Here is a 4341-nt window from a genome sequence, read left to right as displayed (position 1 = left end):
TTTGATAGTTTTTTTGTTTGCTCGGATCGCATAAGTGAGTTTAATCAAGCTAAAAACCCCCAATCTTACCATAAAATAATTATGCAAGAGGTCTATTGATGCAATCGCAGTCGAAGCACCAGCAACATATTTTGCAGTGTTGTATCTATATAAAGAACCAGGGGATAAACCATTACACGCTATGTCGGCAGAACTCTGGCTGGGGCAAAAGCCTATTTGTCGCCTGGAATCAATTCACTGTTTTGGGCTAACGGCTGGTAAAATACGCGCCTATACAGATCAGGTGTTGCAGGCATTTGCTAAACAATATGATGTTTCGCTGTATCAGTACAAGGAGATGTTCGAGATTGCCTCAAGTTACTGCCCAGTACGACCCTGCCCGTTACATCCAGAATCCTAGAGATGACCACATACCGCCAATTAACAATTTGGGATGTGCTTGATGAGTTGTCCGAATCTCCAGCGACATCAACACTAGCACCAATGTGGGAATGTTTAGATGCCGAGCTAGAAAAATTACCCTTGGAGGCACAGTTATCAACCGCAGCGCTTGTCTTCAGTCAGATTGCGGATATTCTCAAGTCTCGTGCCGAAGTGCTGTTGCAAGATACCCGCGATCGTAATAACCCAAAGGGGCCAATTGTTAGCACCGATCTCTTTGCTGGTTTAGTGCGGACAACAATGCACCTAGATTTAGATGATTTGATTGAACCGCAAACATCACAAACCTTTAAACCACATGGGCCACACCAATTTTCATATCCTACTGAGTTGGGTGATTCTGTAGTAGCACCTGTTGAAAAAGCGAATATTTTGGCAATGCTCGATGAGGTGACAACTTTAGAAGATGTTCGCAATTTGGCATCAGATGAGGATGTTCAAAAATGGCAGAGCGCGTAGGCGTAGCCCGTCGTAGACATCACTAACCATCTGATAAATGTCAAAGATGAGATTTCTTTAGTTAAACTGCAACGTGTGTTGCAAATGCCGATGGTAGAAGTATGGTTAGGACTATTGCTGGGTGGGTTTACATTAGAACAGCGTGGTGATTTTTATAACAGTCGGAATATTTGGGTGAAAAGTTCTCCAATTACTAACACCTACCCGATTTGATTTTAAATTTTGAACTTTCAAGCTGCTTTGACACTCAATAAATTCATCACTTCTGCTGCTTCCAAACAAGATTGTACTCCCTTTCAACAGCCGCCAGCAGCTTTGCCTGCAAGGATGACAGATACGGTTTAGCTTGTTTCCCCAACCCCTGCAACAGCCAATACACAGAAGAGTCACGGCTGGCAACTTGATGCAACTGTCGTAATCTCACACATAACTGTTACATGAATTGGCAATCTTCATCAAGCAATTCCAGTAACTTCAGGTGTTCAATCTTCACGGTATAGTCGCCGTCCCAAGTCTGGAGTGTACAGCTGTATTCCCCAACGTGACTTACCACCCCCCAATAACCCGCTTTACCTCTCAAGTCTGGGTTATCCTTTGGCAAAAGAATGCATATTTCACTAATATGGTAAGGATTGGGTACTTTCGTGCTTTCGCGTATCCTATCCACAACGTCTTTCACTATGCGGCCAGAGGGAATCTTATTGCCAGCTTGCTCTACTGCCTACTGCCATACATCCGCTTCGCCTCCCGACGAGAAAGCGAAACGAGCTATGTTCCACTAAAAGAGCGAATTCCTTTTCCCGAATTGGGAACTGATGACAAAGGACACACCAGAGTATCGGCATTGCGATTTTTTCAAGAATGGACTGCTCATGACAGCACTCAAGTCTTTGCAGTGCGATCGCAATTTAATTTAGGTATCGGGGCATTTAATGCCACAGTTAGTCAATATGCTCCTGATAGCCGCTTTTTCTCTTGACAAGGGCAAGCATAATGGGTACGCCTTTTAGCTCCTGAAACTTTACTGTTAATTCGTTTCAATACTCAACTAGCAACCAAACCACTGCCGCCTTTAGAGCAGTTTGGTTTGGGTGGAATTGAGAGCGTTCGTGGCTATCGTCAAGATTTATTAGTGACTGATAATGGTGCTTTCGCTTCAGCCGAACTTCAGCTTCCAGTACTTCGTGGACCCAAGAAAAACGGGGTATTACAGGTTATTCCTTTTGCTAATCTCGGTTTGGCTTGGAATATTTTGGCTAAGGATAATTATAATACTGATACTCCCAATACTCTGGCTTCTATTGGTTTAGGTTTACGTTGGTCACAGAGTGATCGCTTTAGCGCTCGTATTGACTGGGGTGTTCCTTTGATATCAGTTGACTTTCCACATAAAACATGGCAGGAAAATGGGCTATATTTTTATTTCCAGTACAACCCTTTTTGAAACTTTAAGCACTATCTACCTTAACTTCTCCAAAATTAGTGACTAAACTCATGCGTATACGCATGAGTGCATGAGTTTAGTCACTGACGCTGGAATACAAGATTCAAGACATTATGGCATTTTGTAATTTTCTGCTATTGAATCAATGAGGCTTTCTACAGAAAAAACCCGATTTTAGTTTGGGAAAAATATTTTCGTTTATGAGTTCATCAATGCGTATATTTTTGTTATACTTTATGATGTTATTCAAAAGACTACTAAATAATTTGCGATATAAAGATTATTGTAAACTTTTTAAAAACTAATTTGATAAAGGTACACTGCTAAAAATATTATATTCAACAAAGTTGAAAGTTTTACTCGTTGAGGCAAATATGATGAAACAAGCATCAAAATACAAAGTCTGGCATTTAGGTTTTTCTATAAGTGTAGCTTTAGTGAGTTTAGCTTTCGTAACTCAAATAAAGACTCAAGTGCTTGCCTCTAGTAGAATTTTTTTGTCAGACAACACAGGTAATTCCTTAACCCCAAATATTTCTGCACTTGAGATTTTTCGCAAAGCATATGAAAATCGTTACACTTGGAACCCTCAATTTCCAGGTTATACAGCAGTAGTAGAACTAAAGCATGATAAGAAATACTACCGAGGAAACGTTCTTGTAAAACCAGATATGAGTTTAAAAGTAACTGGTATTAATGAGGAAGAAGTACGTCAACTCGTGGAAGTTTCTTTACAGACCATACTTACTCATCACCGACGAGTTCCATTTAGTGAACAACATAAAAATAGTATTTTTAAACTTATTGCTACTGATAATACCGGAGTTGCAGAGATTTTTGAGCAAGGAGAGAAAACAGAGGCTCGGTATAAGATATCTCACAATCAACTTACGCAAGTCAATCGTCTTCTTGGGAATACTGCCGTTAGTGTCGATGTATTGGACTCAGAGAAAACATCAGAAGGTTATTTAGCAACTAGATATCGATCAACTTTCCAACAACCTCGGACTAAACAAGTCATGGGAGTGGAAGAATCGAAAGATACTTATGTAAAAACTTCTGGTTACTACGTGCTAACACATCAAGTAATCCACGACTTTCAAAAAGGAAAACTAACTGATACAGCAGATTTTACCTATAGTAACATACAACTATTACAAAGTGCTCCTTAGATTAGAGATTAATTGAACCCTTACTTATAGAACACAATAAGTTATTTGTGAGATTCAAAAAGCTCTACTTTATTATTTTGAACTGTGCAAAGCTTTACTGAAATTTTAGAAAAGCTACATTATTTACCGAAACAGAATTCAGTCCTTCTGGAGTCAAAATACAGGAAAGCGTAAAGCCTTCGGCATAGCTTCTCTACGAGACGCTACGCGAACGCTTAGAGCGAGTCATCCTACTCCTGCAAAGAAGCAAGCTAGCAAGAGCGTCTTGTAGAGAGCGTCAAGATTGCTGACTCCTGAATTCAGAATAGCTGAATTCTTCTCCAATTTCCGAAAATCAATTATGAATTTATTTAACTTATGACAAACTTAAAATTACCGAAAAAATTTTCGAGTTAGCCAGTTTTTTAGCAATAGGTACTAGGATAATTTTATCTCCATATTGCACTTTTGCTCAAATTCAACCCGATACTACTTTACCTATTAATTCTCGTGTAACAAACAGAGCTAACATCAGTACCATTGAAGGAGGAACTCAAGCGGGGGGAAATTTATTCCATAGCTTTCTACAATTTTCGGTACTTAATGGTAGTACAGCATATTTTAATAACGCTGCAACAATTCAAAATAGACCTCTTGCAGAATTATTTTATGGTAAGATTGGGGGTTTTTAGCTTGATTAAACTCACTTATGCGATACGAGCAAACAAAAAAACTATCAAACCGAGAGTTTAAACGTCTGGTGGGAGTCCAAAGGCTGACATTTGATCAGATGGTCAAAATCATGGGAGATACTACGCAAACCAAACAAACGCGTGGTTGTCGTCC

The 4341-nt window shown here is 39.5% G+C and carries 6 protein-coding genes and 2 pseudogenes; 6 read left to right on the top strand and 2 right to left on the bottom strand.

Annotated elements, in window-relative coordinates:
• Positions 1 to 94 precede the first annotated feature (94 nt).
• The 3 genes and pseudogenes from V7K46_RS08485 to V7K46_RS08475 form a co-directional block, all read left to right on the top strand.
• Positions 95 to 400, top strand: a pseudogene (locus V7K46_RS08485) (hypothetical protein); the annotation flags it as partial.
• Positions 401 to 402: 2 nt separating this feature from the next.
• A complete protein-coding gene (locus tag V7K46_RS08480; protein ID WP_335112106.1) occupies positions 403 to 900 on the top strand; it encodes a hypothetical protein in 498 nt (165 codons plus the stop codon).
• Positions 901 to 990: 90 nt separating this feature from the next.
• Positions 991 to 1113, top strand: coding sequence for a hypothetical protein (locus V7K46_RS08475; protein ID WP_335112105.1), 123 nt, complete (start codon positions 991 to 993; stop codon positions 1111 to 1113).
• Between the two features lie 46 nt (positions 1114 to 1159).
• Here the strand turns inward: V7K46_RS08475 and V7K46_RS08470 are convergent, their stop codons facing one another.
• Positions 1160 to 1324: a hypothetical protein gene (locus V7K46_RS08470; RefSeq protein ID WP_335112104.1), complete on the bottom strand. Its 165-nt coding sequence runs from the start codon at positions 1322 to 1324 to the stop codon at positions 1160 to 1162.
• Positions 1325 to 1333: 9 nt separating this feature from the next.
• On the bottom strand, positions 1334 to 1567 hold the full coding sequence (locus V7K46_RS08465; protein ID WP_335112103.1) for a hypothetical protein: 234 nt from the start codon (positions 1565 to 1567) through the stop codon (positions 1334 to 1336).
• 75 nt (positions 1568 to 1642) lie between these two features.
• Between V7K46_RS08465 and V7K46_RS08460 the strand changes: the two are divergent.
• The 3 genes and pseudogenes from V7K46_RS08460 to V7K46_RS08450 all read left to right on the top strand — a co-directional run.
• Positions 1643 to 2344 (top strand): annotated as a pseudogene (locus tag V7K46_RS08460) (ShlB/FhaC/HecB family hemolysin secretion/activation protein); the annotation flags it as partial.
• 374 nt (positions 2345 to 2718) lie between these two features.
• Complete coding sequence (locus V7K46_RS08455) at positions 2719 to 3516, top strand: DUF3386 family protein (RefSeq protein WP_335112102.1); 798 nt, start codon at positions 2719 to 2721, stop codon at positions 3514 to 3516.
• A gap of 344 nt (positions 3517 to 3860) precedes the next feature.
• A complete protein-coding gene (locus V7K46_RS08450; RefSeq protein WP_335112107.1) occupies positions 3861 to 4187 on the top strand; it encodes a two-partner secretion domain-containing protein in 327 nt (108 codons plus the stop codon).
• The last annotated feature ends 154 nt before the right edge of the window (positions 4188 to 4341 follow it).

The sequence above is a fragment of the Nostoc sp. genome (assembly GCF_036917395.1).
Lineage (GTDB): Bacteria > Cyanobacteriota > Cyanobacteriia > Cyanobacteriales > Nostocaceae > Nostoc.
The sequence above is the reverse complement of the archived record's forward strand: the minus strand, read 5'-3'. Positions and strand labels throughout refer to the sequence as shown.